We start from the raw sequence: 15,473 nt of genomic DNA on the forward strand, positions 1-15,473 counted from the left end.
ATGTCGGGTGAATTGTGGGAGCGTTGCATGACTAGTTTGCAAAGCGAATTCCCCGCCCAGCAATACAATACATGGGTGCGTCCTTTGCGTGCAGAAGACAGTGCGGGCTCTGTGCTGGTTCTGGTTGCGCCTAACCGTTTTGTACGAGATTGGGTCAACGACAAGTTCCTCTCGCGTATCCGCCAAGTCGTCTGCGATGTGTCGGGCGACATCAGTATGGATGTGCGCATTGAAGTGAACGTCGCCTCCAACACGATGATGAACCGCAGAATGCCACCTGCACCCCCGTCTCCACGCCCTATTGCTCCACCGCCACCGCCCACCACTTATGCTGAGCCTGCGGCCTATTCTGCGCCCACATCCAACCAAGCATTTGAGCCTATTTCTGAAGATGCCCGCCAAGCGCGCGTTTCAATTGAAGTCATGCCTCAAGCACAGCCAGTTGAGCGCTATCAGACGCCGCAACTTGAACTGGATGTCGGTACTATCGAGCAGGAGCGCAAAAATATTGATGTAGAGGGTGGCGTAAGACATCAATCCAATTTGAACCAAGCCTTTACATTCGAGTCATTTGTACAGGGTAAGTCGAACCAGCTTGCTTTGGCTGCAGCCCAGCAAGTAGCCGATAACCCCGGCGGCGCTTACAACCCGCTTTTTATATATGGCGGTGTTGGTTTAGGTAAAACCCACTTAATGCATGCTGTGGGTATGGAGATGCTTCGGCATAACCCGAATGCGCGGATTGTTTACCTGCATTCTGAACGCTTTGTGGCAGATATGGTAAAGGCGCTGCAACTAAACGCGATTAATGACTTCAAACGTTATTATCGCTCGGTTGATGCTTTGCTGATTGATGATATTCAATTTTTTGCGGGCAAAGAGCGCTCCCAAGAGGAGTTCTTTCACACCTTTAATGCATTACTAGAAGGTGGCCAGCAGATGATATTAACCAGTGATCGCTATCCTAAAGAGATCAATGGTGTTGAAGAGCGGCTGAAGTCTCGCTTTGGATGGGGTTTGACGGTTGCTGTTGAGCCACCCGAGCTTGAAACCCGTGTCGCGATTGTTATGAAAAAAGCAGAAGAAGCTAAGATTATCCTGCCGGATGACGCCGCTTTCTTCTTGGCGCAGAAGATTCGCTCGAACGTGCGAGAGCTGGAAGGCGCTTTAAAACGGGTTATCGCTAACGCCCACTTTACCGGTAGTGCAATTACTACGCCTTTCATTAAAGAATCACTGAAAGACTTGCTGGCATTACAGGATAAACAAGTTAGTATTGACAATATTCAGCGTGTGGTCGCGGAGTATTATAAAATTAAGATATCTGATCTGCTATCCAAGCGTCGTAGCCGTTCAGTTGCGCGACCTAGACAGGTAGCGATGAGTATTGCTAAAGAGTTGACCAATCACAGCTTACCTGAGATTGGCAATGCGTTTGGTGGTAGAGATCATACGACTGTTTTGCATGCTTGCCGTAAAATAAAAGAGCTGCGAGAAACAGATACGGATATCCGTGAGGATTATCAGAACCTGCTGCGTCATCTGACGGCGTAGTATCGGATCGAACTAAGGTAGGTAGCCATGAGATTCGTCATATCACGTGAAGCACTGATTAAACCGCTACAGCTGGTAGCGGGCGTGGTCGAGCGTCGTCAGACACTCCCAGTGTTGTCCAATATACTGCTGGTTGCTGAAGACCATCAGTTATCGATGACAGGAACTGACTTGGAAGTTGAGTTGGTTGGCCGAGTGACGTTGGAAGAGCCCGCAGAACCGGGTTCGGTAACCGTTCCTGCGCGTAAGCTGATGGATATCTGTAAGTCCCTTCCGGATGATGCAGTGATCGAGTTAACGCTCAAAGATCAGAAGATGGTCATCAAAGCAGGCCGTAGTCGCTTTAGCTTATCTACTCTACCGGCGGCGGAGTTCCCGAATGTAGAAGATAGCCCGCAAACGTTTGATCTGACACTCTCTCAGGGGCAACTGCGTTACCTGATTGATCAGACAGGTTTCTCCATGGCGCAACAGGATGTCCGTTACTACCTAAACGGCATGTTGCTAGAGATCGCTGATGGTGCGCTACGCACCGTTGCTACCGATGGTCACCGTTTGGCTACCAGCGTCGCACCTGTAGAGACAGCGCAAACAACACCGCACCAGATCATTGTACCGCGTAAAGGTATTTTAGAGCTGGCGCGCTTACTACAGCACGGCGAAGAGCCTCTGAAGTTGGTGATCGGCGCTAACCATATTCGTGCTCATGTCGGTGACTTTATCTTTACCTCTAAGTTGGTTGACGGCAAGTTCCCGGACTATCAGCGCGTAATCCCGCGTAATGGCGACAAAATCGTGCTAGGTGACCGTCAAGAACTGCGCAAAGTGTTCAGCCGTATTGCGATTCTTTCTAACGAAAAATATCGCGGTGTGCGTTTGTCCCTGACGAGTGGTTACTTGCAGGTGATGGCAAACAACCCTGAGCAAGAAGAAGCAGAAGAAACAGTAGCGATTGATTATCAAGGCGATGCTTTAGAGATCGGCTTTAATGTCAATTATCTGCTGGATGCGTTGTCTATTCTTAACTCAGACATCGTCCGCTTTACCTTGTCTGACTCCAACAGCAGTGCGCTGATTGAGGGTTATGACGAAGAAGGCAACCTTTACGTTGTTATGCCGATGCGTATGTAACGGAGTGATAAGGTGTGGAGCTAAGGCTCTACACCTAGTCCTATATGCCAATCAAATCTGTCTCTATCGAGCACATCCGCAACCTGACTTCTGTCGCTTTTGAACCCTCACCGCGTATTAATATTCTGTATGGTGCGAATGGTAGTGGTAAAACATCCCTGCTGGAATCTTTACATTTTTTGGGTTTAACTCGCTCATTCCGAACCCATCAGTTTCGTTATCTGGTTTCTTCGCAGCAACGAGAATCACTGGTGTTTTCACAGATCGACCCAACCGCATCCGGGCAAGCTAAAGCACTGGGTGTCAGCCGAAGTTTAGAAGGCGATGTAAAGATACGTTACAGTGGGAATGATATTGATCTATCCGATCTGGCCTCGCTGATCCCGTTACAAGTCATCAATACCGACACCTTTGAATTACTGGAAGGCTCACCTGCCACACGGCGCCAGTTTATCGACTGGGGTAGCTTCCATTACGACCCCGCTTTCATTCAGGTGTGGCGAGCGTGCCGGCGTGTATTACAACAGCGCAATTCTCTGCTGAAATGTGGTAAAATCGACCCAGCGCTGAGGCAAGTTTGGGATAGCGAATTTATTCACTACGCAAAGCGTATGACGTCCCTGCGAAAAGCCTATATTGATCAGTTGAAACCGGATTTTGATACAATTCTCGAGAAACTGGGTGGCGATTTAGATGTCACCTTAAAGTTCTCCCCCGGCTGGGATCTTAAACGTGAGCTGGATGAGCTATTGGCAGAGCAGCTCCCGCGGGATCTTAAGCAAGGATTTACCGGTATTGGACCCCAGCGAGCAGACTTAAAAGTTAAGTCTGATGGGGTCAGCGCGGCCGAACGGTTATCCCGAGGCCAAAAAAAATTGGTAGTGAGCGCCCTGAAATTAGCTCAGGGAGCACTCTTCCACCGCATGAACCAGCGAGCGTGTGTCTACTTGATAGACGATCTGCCATCGGAGTTGGATGAGCAACACAGCCGCTTGTTTTGCGAATTTTTAGAACAAACGAATAATCAATGTTTTATCACCTGTGTTGACCCTATCAGTCTTCAGGACTGTTGGAGTGCCGACACAGAGGTGGCCTACTTCCAGGTGGAAGATGGCCGATTGCTGCATACACACTGAGTCAGGAGAAAGCCATGAGTGGCGAAGAGCACAATTACGATTCCAGTAGTATTAAAGTCCTTAAGGGGCTGGATGCCGTTCGTAAACGTCCTGGAATGTATATCGGTGATACAGACGACGGAAGCGGGCTGCATCACATGGTGTTCGAGATCGTAGATAACTCGATCGATGAAGCCCTCGCTGGGCATTGTAGCGAGATCAACGTTACTATCCACCCTGACGAGAGTGTATCGGTATCGGATAATGGCCGTGGTATCCCAACAGATATTCACGAAGAGGAAGGCGTTTCGGCGGCGGAAGTCATCATGACCGTACTCCACGCCGGCGGTAAGTTTGATGACAATAGCTATAAGGTTTCTGGCGGCTTGCATGGTGTAGGTGTATCGGTAGTAAACGCCCTATCCAGCGAACTTAAAATGACGATTCGCCGTGCCGGTAAAGTCCATGAGCAGACCTATGTACACGGTGTGCCTCAAGCGCCGCTAGCCGTTGTAGGTGAAACCGACCAAAGCGGTACGGAAGTCCGTTTTAAAGCCTCTGAAGAGACGTTTAGTAATGTGGAGTTCCAGTTCGACCTGCTGGCGAAGCGCCTGCGAGAGCTATCTTTCCTGAACTCTGGTGTACGTATTGTCTTGACCGACGAGCGCTCTGCCCGCCAGGAAGTCTTTGAATATGCCGGTGGCTTAAGTGCGTTTGTTGACTTCCTCAACAAGAACAAGACCACCGTTAACAAGATATTCCACTTTAACGGAATGCATGAAAATGGTGTGGGCGTTGAGGTCTCATTACAGTGGAACGACTCCTACCAAGAGAGCATCCACTGTTTTACCAACAACATTCCACAGCGTGATGGTGGTACTCACCTATCTGGTTTTCGTGCCGCGCTGACTCGCTCGCTAAATAACTACATCGAGAGTGAAAACCTCAACAAAGGCAGCAAAGTGGCGACGTCGGGTGATGACAGCCGTGAAGGCCTGTGTGCCATCATCTCGGTTAAAGTCCCGGACCCTAAGTTCTCCTCCCAGACAAAAGACAAGCTGGTCTCTTCTGAGGTAAAAACGGCGGTTGAGCAAATGTTTGCCCAACACTTTACGGATTACCTGCAAGAGAACCCGCAAGAGTCCAAAGCGGTCGTTAATAAAATGATCGACGCTGCGCGTGCCCGTGAAGCCGCCCGTAAAGCTCGTGAAATGACGCGCCGTAAAGGGGCATTAGACATCGCAGGCCTGCCGGGTAAACTGGCCGACTGCCAAGAAAAAGACCCAGCGCTTTCTGAAATCTACCTCGTGGAGGGTGATTCCGCAGGTGGTTCGGCTAAGCAAGGCCGTGACCGTCGAACCCAAGCGATTCTTCCGCTTAAAGGTAAAATCCTAAACGTAGAGAAAGCGCGCTTTGATAAAATGCTGACCTCGGCAGAAGTTGGCACCCTGATCACCGCGCTGGGCTGTGGTATCGGGCGTGAAGAGTTCAACCCCGACAAACTGCGCTACCACAGTATCATTATCATGACCGATGCTGACGTGGACGGATCACACATCCGTACCCTGCTGCTGACTTTCTTCTTCCGTCAGATGCCAGAACTGATTACCCGTGGCCATATCTTTATTGCCCAGCCGCCACTGTACAAGATCAAAAAAGGCAAACAGGAACAGTATCTGAAAGACGACGATGCGCTGGATAACTACCTTCTGCAAGGCGCACTAGACGGCGCCAGCTTCCATGTTAACGAAAGCGCACCAGCAATCTCAGGTGCGCAGCTAGAAGCCTTAGTCAACCAATATCGTGGCGTAGATCGTAATATCGAGCGCTTGAGTAAGCTTTACCCTGCCCCGGCACTCACGCAAATGATCTATCAGCCGACGCTCAACGCAGAAGACCTGAAGTCGCCTGAAAAGGTCGAGCCTTGGCTAAAACAGCTACACGAAGCACTCGAAAGCCGTACCGGTGCTAGCGAAAGCTACAAAGCAGAAATCGTGCATGACAAAGAACACAGCGTTTATCTGCCTAAGCTGACCTACATCAACCACGGGGTAGACACGGATTATGTCTTCCGTAGTGACTTCTTCTCCTCCAAAGAATACGCATCCATTGTCGCTTTAGCTAACGCCCTAGACGGCCTGCTTGAGCCAGGCGCCTTCGTAAAACGTGGCGAACGTACCTTCCCGGTGAGCAACTTCAAAGAAGGCATCACATGGCTAATGGAACAATCTAAGCGCGGCAACACCATCCAGCGCTACAAAGGACTGGGCGAGATGAACCCAGAACAGCTATGGGAAACCACCATGGACCCAGACGCCCGCCGTATGCTACAGGTAACGGTTGAAGACGCGATCACCGCCGACCAACTGTTTACCACACTAATGGGCGATGAAGTAGAACCTAGACGAAACTTCATAGAATCCAACGCGTTACACGCGACCAATGTGGATGTTTGATGTGTCATTTCTTGTATGAAATGACATAAGAATAAAAAAGCAGCTGAAAGGCTGCTTTTTTGTTTCTTGGCGCTCTAAGAGTAATAACACTCAAACCTCTTTTCATTATCTAGCTGCCCTGTTCCCGTTGTAAAGCCATGGTGCTTACCCTATATTGCTTTGGAGAGTTTTAAGCTCTCTCATTGTTATCTTAAACAGGGAAGTCGTTATGCTAAGAAAATCTTCGCCCACAAAGTCCATTATGCTCTTGGCGTCTGTATCAGCTCTTCTTGTAGGATGCGGTGGGGGTTCTTCAAGTAGTCAGGGCTCTGTCGCTCCAGTGCCTTTGATAGGTGTTTTTTTGGACAGTCCGGTTGAGGGTTTAAGGTATATAACTAAATCTCATCAGGGCATTACTAATAGTAAGGGTGAGTTTAGTTATCTCGAAGGTGAACAGGTTTCCTTCTATATTGGCTCGAGCTTCTTGGGTTCAACTGTGGGAGCTACGCAGGTTACACCTTTTGATTTACAGGATGCCGAACCTATTACAGACCCATCTGAGCTAATGGACGCTCTTCAGGGTGGCCCTTCACCATTTACCAGAGCAATCAATATATTGAGACTGCTCCAGTCTGTTGATGATGACCAAAAACCTGAAAATGGTATTCGAATCTCAGATTACGCTATTAGAGCACTTATTAATCATGTGCCGGACTATTCACTTTCAATAGATAAATTTAGTCAATCCAGCGCAGTTAAGGGCGTATTTGATTATTTGAACACTAATCAAAATAACGCCGAGTATATAGATCTTTTTTCTGCGTATAGTACAGTTTCGCACGTGTATCGATCTTTAGGTATCGATAAGCTCGTTTTTAAACGCGGGAATGTCGCAAGCCGCCCTTTACTAATTAAAACAGACACTAACGCTGATGGTGTAGCGGATAGCGTTGTATCTTTTCAGTATGATCAGTATGGGAACTTGATAAGAGAGGCCTACGATCATAATGATGATGGTATCGATGAAGTAGTCTTTACATGGAAATATTTTCCTTCAGGCAATGTCAAATATAGGAAGGTCGAAGACCACTCTCTTACTTCTGAAATCCATTTCTCTAACCCTAACTGGAGCTCTTTTTGGAAGATGGCAGATGTGGCTGAGCGGCAAGATCATCCCGAATCCATGCTAACAATCCAGTCTGACGGTCTTGTGAGAAGAGCTGAATATGATGCAGGAAGGGATGGCGTTCTTGATGCTATATCAATTGAAACACTCGATGAGTTCGGCAACGTTATTCGATCAGAATATGATGGGAATGCTAGTGGGCGTGCAGGTTCAGTTTTATTAAGTTCTTACGACGACTTGGGTAGGCTTGTTTCCTGGTCAGAGTATGATCATAACAATTTGATGTTGTCCTCAGTTCGCATTGTATATGACGACATTAATAGAACAGAAACTGAACATAGGTATAGTCTATATACAGCTGGTTACGGAGACATCAGAAAAACTTATTATGATGAGTTAGGAAGAATCACTAGATATGATATTCAACCAATTAAGGCTATTAGCGGAAGTCGTGAAGAATATTCATATGATGAGGATGGCAATTTGGTAAGTACTCTTCATTACGGAGGTACGGCTGAATATCACCCTTTGTATATTACAGAGTCGTACACATACGAGGCTGGGCTTTTAAGAAATTATAAAAAGGATAATCATTATGCTCTTTCTGTTTCAACGAAAACCTACGATTACTCCGAAGCTGGTCTAATCACATCGGCTTCTAAAGATGATGATGCTGATGGAATCGCAGAGTATCAAAGTCACTACCTGTATGACGAGTTTGGAAATGTCAGTTTGTACCAAGGCGATTACCAAGCAGATGGTATAGTTGACTACAAGATGAGTATTTCATGGGAGCCTACGCTTACTCCTTATAATGGCCCTGCTTTCCATTGTAATTGGGAAGTCGGAAGGGATTTAGTAGAGCTTTATACTATGCCAGCCAGAAGCTGCCGTTATAAACCTTAGAGCACCACAATTAGCTATTTATCTTTTTACCAATACTGGTGAGGCCTATGGTTTAGCTATTACCCTCCCTTATAGTTTGCTGAACAAACAGGCTCCTCGATCAATAGCCTAATAGCCTGCATACATATCCAACGTCTCGTGATTGAGGTTGTAGAGCGCCGCATACGCAACACTCTACGGTCACTCGAAGCGTTTTGACTACAGCCCTTGAGCTTGGTACTGCTCAACGGCTTGCATCGCTTCAATGCCATATACTACCGAAGGTCCACCGCCCATTAAAATTGATACAGATACGGTTTCTGCTATCTCCTCTTTTGTTGCTCCCGCTTGCATTGCATCATGTACGTGAAAAGCGATGCAGCCATCACATCTAACGGTAACGGCTATACCGAGGGCGATTAGCTCTTTTGTCTTACAGTCAAGTGCTCTAGGTGTTCGGCTTGCTTTATGTAACAATCCAAACCCTTCCATCGCTTCTGGAATAGCGAGGCCTAGCTTATCCATCCAAGTACATAGCTCTTTGAATTGCGCAGGGAAGTCCTTCATACATTACTCCGTATCAATTTATTTAGTTAGTACTGGATATCACATATTCTTTACCGATTATGTAAAGTTTTATGACATGATTTAATTGTCCCTGCTCATGTTTATTAAGCATACTGACAATAAGCGGTTCCGTTCAGTACGAGGTTATCTATGTCCCCTACTTTCACGTTACTCAAAAACGCTAATCTTTTTGCGCCTCAAGCTCTAGGTGTCGTGGATATTCTGCTGGCCGGTGAGCAGGTAGCTGCCATTGAGCCTGCCCTGTCGATTACGGGGTTGCCGGGCCTGGTTACGCTGGATTTGGCAGGGCAAACGGTGGTGCCTGGGTTGGTGGATGGACATGTGCATTTGATTGGCGGCGGTGGTGAAGGAGGTTTTGCTACCCGTACTCCAGAGGTTACCATGAGTAAACTGACAACCGCTGGTGTGACGACGGTAGCGGGATTGTTGGGTACGGATTGTGTAACCCGCCACAATGCCACGTTGTATGCCAAAACGAAAGGCTTAAACGCTGAAGGCATTACTGCTGTTATGTTTACCGGTGGTTATACCGTTCCCAGCCGCACGATTACGCAGTCGATCCAAGATGATATTGTATTTTTGGACACGGTGGTTGGGCTGAAGTTGGCAATTTCTGATCATCGCTCCTCTTGCCCTTCGCTGGATGAGCTGGCGCGTATGGTATCGGATGCGCGAGTTGCGGGCATGGTGGGTAAAAAGTGTGGTCGCGTGGTGGTGCATTTAGGGGGTGCTACTGAGGGGCTTGCACCGTTAAAAGCTCTGCTTGAGATGACGGATATCCCCATTAGTCAGTTTATCCCAACGCATATCAACCGTAAGGCCTTTTTGTTTGAGCAGGCCTTGGAGTGGGCCCAGCAAGGAGGTTTTATTGACATTACCTCGGGGATTAATCCGGACATTGGCGCTAAGGGGGCGATTAAACCTAGTTCGGCTTTTGTGCGATGTTTGCGTGCAGGGCTCGATCTTAAGCGAGTATGTATCAGCTCTGATGGTAACGGTTCACTGCCGCTGTTTGATGATCAGGGTACTATGATCGGTTTAGGCGTATCGGGGTTTAGCTCATTACTGGAGACGTTACGTGAACTGGTCCTGCACGAAGGTATTGCCCTGTCCGATGCGCTAATGCCTTTCACTCAAGCACCCGCCTATGCATTGGGTCTGGATCATTGCAAAGGTCGGATTGCAGTAGGTATGAGTGCTGACTTGTTGGTGTTGGATGATAATCTTATGTTAAAGCATACCTTTGCCCGTGGTCGGTGTATGGTGCGCGATGGTGAGGCGATCGTAAGAGGTACGTTTGAGGCTCAGGTGTCCTTCACTACAGCTGATAGTCAATGATCAAACCAAAAGCACGCTGGCTGCTCTTGTCCTCAAATAATGTGCTGATCCCTAGGGTAAATGAGAGATTGTTCGTTAGGTGGGTTTGGTAGGCAAGTTCAATTAACCGTTCTCTAATAACGGGTGTATTATCATTACTAGGTGCCCGATATCCCAAACCTAATGAAAAATTATGCCGGCCAACGGTTTTAACCAAGCCAAGTAGAGTACTGATTGAGTCAACAGGATAGCCTCTGTTGTTCTGAAACACACCTACCTCGGCTTGTAAGCGTAAGTCGTTAAAAGATCCAACATAAGCCCCCATGAGCAGATCGCTGTTAAGTACGGCGTCAAGGTCGCTTGCCAGATGGGTGTAATTGATGCTCCATTGATGATTTTGGTTAGCAACTCCTGATAAATTTATATTAACTGAAGATGGCGAATCGGTATTACCCAAGTCTGACTGCCATCTTGGGCCGTGGCGTTTTCTATTCAAATCAAAATGTAATGTATCCCAAGGGGAATTCTTAAAGAGTGAAGCCTCTAGTTTGGCTTGTCCAAAGTTATACCCTAGGGAGATAGCTAGTTGGTTGATTTGTGAGTGTTCTTGAAGAAAATCGGCACTGTATATAGATGATGGTAAAGCCGCAGGGTAGCCGAAAAAGATAGGCTGGATACCTATGTTCCAGTAGATGCTATCTTTTTCGCCATACACTCTTATATCTGAGAAATTGATCTCAGGTTCGGCATAGAGCCTTTCTATCCCAGAGGCATTCTGTTTAGAGGGGGCAAGTTGCCAGCTGATCCTTAAGTTGGACTTGTTACTCAAGCCTATCTCATGACTGGCTAACAGGGTTGGATTAGCCACGAGAGTATCGGTTTGGGCATCAATTCGTTCATAGCCAAACTCTATGCTGTAGTGGCTTTCAACTGCTATCGCTGGATAGGATGGGGATAAAGCTAGCACTATCAGGAGCGGATAGTGCAATCTGTGCTTTAGCATTTACAGCGCCTTTATGACTCGTCAGGTATGACGACCCAATCTTCTAGTAGCGCAGTCGGGTCATAGTAGTAAGGCTGTTGTAAGCAGATAGCATTAAGGTCTGCCTTCCATTTCTTATACGTTTCCCTCACCTCGGGGACGTTGCATCTGGCTCGTTGTGTTCTATGGGTTGCTGAAGCGGCGAGATCAATCGAATAAGCTAAATCCCTATATGCGGATAGAGCGAGTGATTTGGTTAGCATCTCTGTAAAAAGAGGATAATCGAAACTATGGTTAAAATTGGCAAACTGGTCTTTTTGCGCTGAGAACACGACAGCTATGCGTTTGTCATTTGCATAGGGGTTGTATCTAAAGTCATCGTAAGAGGCACCCGTTTCGCAAGAATCAAAAAAGACAGCGATTTCATTAGCTGGCATATTTTCAAGAATTAAATCTCTAAATGCTTTTACGAGCATATATTGTTTATTATCAACTGCTGTTTTAAGGTCGGGCTCTTTTTCTGTCCAGAAAGCGATACCTTCGTCAGCGATATCGTAACCGTTATACTTTCCTTGTAGATGTCCTCCGTGAGCGTTTACATAAACCAAAAGTCTGTCATTAGGCGTAAGCTGTGTTTTTACGTTGTTTATCCCATCGACAACCTTCTGATAGGTGGCGTCTTCGTTAAGGAATACATGCTGTTGCTCTAACGGTATCATCAGAGATTCTTTGAGGCTGTCCTGTACCAGCTTAGTGGTCTTAGCACATGATTCCGCCATTAAAGAAGTTGTTTCTTTGTCGCCGCCATCTTTCCAGGGCGGGCAAACGGCAATGATTACTGCGTGACTCTTGGCGTATGCTTGCCCTGCTATTATAAGCAGGGCCAATGTGGTTATTTTGAGGGTGTTTTTTAAAGAAAAGAACATCGTAGCCTCCGTGACAAAATGCCGGTAACGAATGTCAGCTTACCGGCAATCCTGATTTATTTCTTAGCCGCTTCTTGTTTTGGAGGCGTTGGGACTTTTCCTCCAGCTTTCTCGCAAGACTCAACAGATGATGCTATTAAGTGCTCTTCGCCAAAGCCGCAATAAACCGCGCTGTGTTGTGGTTGTTGTGGCTGCATCCCGATAAAGCCGCCATTGCCTCCAATGTTATAGAGTGGTGGCATAAATGGGGAGAAGCCGATAAAACCGCCATTTCCGCCAATATTAAAGAAAGGTGGTGGCATCATTCCTGGGTGACCCATACCAATAAATCCGCCATTACCTCCGATATTAAAGAAAGGTGGTGGCATCATTCCTGGATGGCCCATACCAATAAAACCACCGTTACCTCCGATATTAAAGAACGGTGGCGGCATCATTCCCGGGTGACCCATGCCGATAAATCCGCCGTTTCCACCGATATTGAAGGTTGGAGGATACGGCCCCATGCCGATAAACCCACCGTTTCCACCAATATTAAGGAAAGGGGATGCAAAATTACTTGCTTGTGCGGTTGGAATGGAAAGAAGAACAGAAAGACCAAGTGCTTTGATAAGAGATTGCTTGTACATTTTGCCTATCCTTTGCGTTAGTGTTTTTATTTGAATCAAAGGCGCTTAATAATTGTACAATTGTTAAGCGTAGATTCAGTGTAGACGCAAAACTGAGTTATTCCTCTTTTTTGTTATTTTATTTTATGCTACTAAAGTCTTGCTTTACGCTTTGTTTGTTGGCTAGAGATATGCATTTAATAATGATTGTTTCACGTGAAACATTACCCGCCTACGTTGATGGCGCCATATCTAGAAGCCAGTTTGCCGACTCTGTATTTTAATCGCTCTTCTCAATGAAGATGCAGCTCTGCTATTACCGCGTAATAGACCATAAGCGCTTTTCCCTGTTTGTAAGTACGTTGACATTGATGGTTTTAGACCGACCTGTGCTGGGCAAGGTATTGCATAAGCGAGGCGCGATGATCGGCGTATTGTCGCGCTTTATGACTTTACTTACAAAGGGGGATGTCATTCCGCGTAATACTGCGCTGTAGTTAGGTAAAAAGCGTATCTCCGTACCAATGGGTAAGGATTTTCTGCCACAGTCAATGATGAGGTGATCACTGCTAGCTCCGATGATTTTAATACCTGTTGGTGAGGTCAGTCCTGTGGGGTCAACATCTTGCTGACCAATAGCTAGGATTGCTTGTGCTATGCTGCCTTTGTCAATGTCCGATGATTTGGCCATGCCGAAGGCAGTCTGGGCTATCTCCCCCCAAGGGAGGGATGGCTTAATCTTTGATTCAATGACTTCTGCAATGAGTGTAATAGCATCAGTATGTAGGCTCTCTATTGGTTGTCGATACAATGCCTCCCGACCAAAGAGTATCGATTCGCCTAAGCGTAAATTATTGATGCGACCAAGGTCGGCGCCACTCAAGGCCCAGTTTATATTAGCTGAGTTACCGCCAGAAATTATTTCGAGTGATATGCCAAAGGTATGCTCGATATCATTGGCTAGCGATGAAAGTTCGGCCATGTTGTCTGCAGAGGGGGATACACCGTTGTGGCAAGCTAGATTTGCACCGATACCCTTCAGCTTGACGCCCGGAAGTGCCAGCACCTGTCTGACGGTATTCTCCAAATCAGCGGGCATGATCCCCTCTCGAAGATCCCCTAATTCAATCATCAATACGATACCATGACACTTTCGGGCTGTGACGGCTGCATCAGAGAGTTTATGAATGACCTCAAGCTCACTATTTAAACTAATATCAGCATATCGAACGGTACGACTTGCATCGCTCATCATTGGGGAGCGAATAAGCATCAATGGTACCTGAATGCCCGCATGACTCATCGCTTCGATATTCTCAATGCGAGAGTCCCCAATCATGGTAGCTCCGGCCTGCAGCATTGTGAGGGCTATCTCAGGTGAGCCCAGGCTCACTTTAGTAATCCCTGTTATGGATATACCCACTTCGGATAGCCTGCTAACGAGGGACTCAGTGTTTTGTTTTATTTTGGTAAGGTCTATCTCAAGCCTTGGCGTATTCATAGCGGGCAAATGGTTTGCTTTTCACTGAGTTCAGGAAACGCTTTAAAAACCATGTCGACTAAGTGTTTGGGTGAGCATGAGAGTGCATCGATAGAGGGGATACCGAGTTTCCTTTCATACGTTGTGGCAGCCGTGCAAGTTTCTTCATTGGTCATGTTCTCGTGATTGAGCGTTAAGCCAATCACTGTGGTATCGGAAAACGTTTGTATTAAATTGATCTCCGACTCTGGGCTAGGCATTGGCATCAAATCAAAATCGCAGCGGGCTATTCGTTTAGGCGCGTGTTGCAGTATTACTCCATTAGGGCAGCTCCCGCGGAGAATGAAGGAAGTAGTCGAATAGGCCGGATGGCTAAGGGCTCCCTGTCCTTCGATTAAAATCACATCAGGTTTTTCTGTCTGAAAAGCCTCAAGGATAATTGCTTCTAGCTCGCCTGCACAAAACTGTGAAGGAACCGCATCCAGGGCAATACCATATCGTGCGCCTTGAATTAGGCTGGTTTGGCCCGTACCGATTAGCACAACATTTAGGCCAACGTGTCTGAGTGCTCGTGCCAAAATGGTAGCTGTTGTTCGTTTGCCGATTGCACAGTCAGTACCTAAAATGGCAATTCGTGGGCAAGTCACTTCTTTTATTCTACCGCTGAATATGTGCAATTCTTTCTTGGCTTTGGGGCGCCGTATATCAAGAATGTTTACATTGTGAGTTATGCAGGCAGCTGCAAATTGAGCATCATCATTAAGGAATTCATGTAAGCCATTTACAATGTTCATTCCAAGGCTCATAGCGTTAAGTAACAGGGCTCGCTCGTTTGAGGAAAGCATGCCGCTTGAAGGTGCTATCCCATAAATAAAGAACGCTGGCACGGCAGCTGTGTGTGAGAGGGCTGTGGCAAGATCTTTATGAATAGGTATCGAGTTGGCTTTACCATCTAGCACAACGCCAGCATCTTGCCCTGCTTTCTGGCTGTCGATTACCGATAGTATTTCATATTTCTCTGAGTGTCTGACTAAGCCATTGGCTGTTTTACCGTCTATGCCGCCGAAATGTCCTTCGCAATAAAGGACAGCGCTTGCCAAATGTTTGGTTGGATGGTGTTGTTTTAATGGGTATAAAGTTAGCTGTGTAGACGTGTGTGTTGCCAGATCTGATTGAGCGCTTTGCTGTGGATTGGGTGGCCCTTGGGGCGAATAAAATCGAGCTTGCGTAGGTAGTGGTGGAATAATAGACATGGTAATACCTCGGACTGATTTATGCTCAGGGAGGCGACACATTGAACCAACACTAATCGTTGGACGGCAATAA

The 15,473-nt window shown here is 46.9% G+C and carries 12 protein-coding genes; 6 read left to right on the plus strand and 6 right to left on the minus strand.

The window, feature by feature from the left end; genetic code table 11:
- The 5 genes from dnaA to F0U83_RS00025 all read left to right on the plus strand — a co-directional run bounded on the left by dnaA (window position 1) and on the right by F0U83_RS00025 (window position 8,267).
- Window positions 1-1,554: a chromosomal replication initiator protein DnaA gene (gene dnaA / locus F0U83_RS00005; protein WP_138985915.1), complete on the plus strand. Its 1,554-nt coding sequence runs from the start codon at window positions 1-3 to the stop codon at window positions 1,552-1,554.
- Between the two features lie 27 nt (window positions 1,555-1,581).
- Window positions 1,582-2,685, plus strand: a complete 1,104-nt coding sequence (gene dnaN / locus F0U83_RS00010) for a DNA polymerase III subunit beta (protein WP_138985916.1) — start codon at window positions 1,582-1,584, stop codon at window positions 2,683-2,685.
- Between the two features lie 44 nt (window positions 2,686-2,729).
- Window positions 2,730-3,821: a DNA replication/repair protein RecF gene (gene recF / locus F0U83_RS00015; RefSeq protein WP_138985917.1), complete on the plus strand. Its 1,092-nt coding sequence runs from the start codon at window positions 2,730-2,732 to the stop codon at window positions 3,819-3,821.
- Between the two features lie 14 nt (window positions 3,822-3,835).
- On the plus strand, window positions 3,836-6,256 hold the full coding sequence (gyrB, locus tag F0U83_RS00020) for a DNA topoisomerase (ATP-hydrolyzing) subunit B (protein WP_138985918.1): 2,421 nt from the start codon (window positions 3,836-3,838) through the stop codon (window positions 6,254-6,256).
- 208 nt (window positions 6,257-6,464) lie between these two features.
- On the plus strand, window positions 6,465-8,267 hold the full coding sequence (locus tag F0U83_RS00025) for an RHS repeat domain-containing protein (RefSeq protein WP_138985919.1): 1,803 nt from the start codon (window positions 6,465-6,467) through the stop codon (window positions 8,265-8,267).
- A gap of 198 nt (window positions 8,268-8,465) precedes the next feature.
- On the opposite strand, the gene F0U83_RS00030 is transcribed toward F0U83_RS00025, so the two are convergent.
- Window positions 8,466-8,813 carry a carboxymuconolactone decarboxylase family protein gene (locus F0U83_RS00030; protein ID WP_138985920.1) on the minus strand — a complete coding sequence of 116 codons (348 nt, stop codon included), beginning with the start codon at window positions 8,811-8,813 and terminating at the stop codon, window positions 8,466-8,468.
- Window positions 8,814-8,963: 150 nt separating this feature from the next.
- Between F0U83_RS00030 and iadA the strand changes: the two genes are divergently transcribed.
- Window positions 8,964-10,172 (plus strand): beta-aspartyl-peptidase, encoded by a 1,209-nt coding sequence (iadA, locus tag F0U83_RS00035; protein WP_138985921.1) that lies wholly within the window; start codon window positions 8,964-8,966, stop codon window positions 10,170-10,172.
- Here iadA and F0U83_RS00040 read toward each other — a convergent pair.
- The 5 genes from F0U83_RS00040 to F0U83_RS00060 form a co-directional block, all read right to left on the minus strand.
- Window positions 10,153-11,154: a hypothetical protein gene (locus F0U83_RS00040; RefSeq protein ID WP_138985922.1), complete on the minus strand. Its 1,002-nt coding sequence runs from the start codon at window positions 11,152-11,154 to the stop codon at window positions 10,153-10,155. The genes iadA and F0U83_RS00040 overlap by 20 nt on opposite strands.
- Before the next feature lie 11 nt (window positions 11,155-11,165).
- The gene (locus F0U83_RS00045) at window positions 11,166-12,059 is read right to left on the minus strand and encodes a caspase family protein (RefSeq protein WP_138985923.1); all 894 of its coding nucleotides are present in this window, start codon (window positions 12,057-12,059) and stop codon (window positions 11,166-11,168) included.
- 56 nt (window positions 12,060-12,115) lie between these two features.
- Entirely contained in the window at window positions 12,116-12,688 is a 573-nt protein-coding gene (locus F0U83_RS00050; RefSeq protein ID WP_138985924.1) for a hypothetical protein, read from the minus strand.
- Between the two features lie 295 nt (window positions 12,689-12,983).
- The gene (locus F0U83_RS00055) at window positions 12,984-14,168 is read right to left on the minus strand and encodes an alanine/ornithine racemase family PLP-dependent enzyme (protein WP_138985925.1); all 1,185 of its coding nucleotides are present in this window, start codon (window positions 14,166-14,168) and stop codon (window positions 12,984-12,986) included.
- Window positions 14,165-15,400 (minus strand): N-acetyltransferase DgcN family protein, encoded by a 1,236-nt coding sequence (locus F0U83_RS00060; RefSeq protein WP_138985926.1) that lies wholly within the window; start codon window positions 15,398-15,400, stop codon window positions 14,165-14,167. Before F0U83_RS00060 ends, F0U83_RS00055 begins: the two co-directional genes overlap by 4 nt.
- Window positions 15,401-15,473 lie beyond the last annotated feature (73 nt).

The sequence above is a fragment of the Neptunomonas concharum genome (assembly GCF_008630635.1).
Taxonomy (GTDB): domain Bacteria; phylum Pseudomonadota; class Gammaproteobacteria; order Pseudomonadales; family Balneatricaceae; genus Neptunomonas; species Neptunomonas concharum.